Source organism: Aminobacter sp. P4_D5, assembly GCF_056401815.1.
This window is the reverse complement of record NZ_JBFUIP010000681.1, coordinates 1-726: the sequence shown is the minus strand read 5'-3', so window position 1 is coordinate 726 and position 726 is coordinate 1. Positions and strand designations below refer to the sequence as shown.

The window sequence follows — 726 nt, the reverse complement described above, 5'->3', positions numbered from 1 at the left end:
CCCCACGCGCGCGGCCAACGCTGCCGCCATGAAGTCGTCGATATCGCCGTCGAGCACGGCGGTCGGGTTCCCCTTCTCCAGCCCGCTGCGGAGGTCCTTCACCAACTGGTACGGCTGCAGCACGTAGTTACGGATCTGGTGGCCCCAGCCAATATCGGTCTTGCCGGCCTCGATCCCGTCGCTGATGGCCTCGCGCTTGCGCAGCTCCAGCTCGTAGAGGCGCGCCTTCAGCATATCCATCGCGATGACGCGGTTGCGGTGCTGCGAGCGGTCCTGGGTGGAGGCGGCGACGATGCCGGTCGGGATATGCGTGAAGCGCACGCCCGATTCCGTCTTGTTCACGTGCTGGCCGCCGGCGCCGGAGGCGCGGAAGGTGTCGGTCTTAATGTCGGCCGGGTTGACCTCGATCTCGATCTTGTCGTCGATCACGGGATAGACATAGACGCTGGCGAAGCTGGTCTGGCGCTTGTCGTTGCCGCCGAAGGGGCTGATGCGCACCAGCCGGTGCACGCCGGTCTCGGTCTTCAGCCAGCCGAAGGCGTTGTCGCCGGTGACCTGGAGCGTCGCGGACTTGATGCCCGCCTCCTCGCCCTCGGACTGCTCGGTGAGCACGACCTTGTAGCCGCGCCGCTCGGCCCAGCGCATGTACATGCGCATGAGCATCTCGGCCCAGTCCTGCGCCTCGGTGCCGCCGGCGCCGGCGTTCACCTCGATATAGGCGTCGTT

1 protein-coding gene is annotated in these 726 nt (G+C 66.9%); it reads right to left on the bottom strand.

Annotation, left to right across the window (positions count from 1 at the left end; all coding sequences use genetic code 11):
* A partial coding sequence (gene prfB / locus AC1DWF_RS34300; RefSeq protein ID WP_476842946.1) for a peptide chain release factor 2 occupies positions 1-726 on the bottom strand: 726 nt, incomplete at both ends.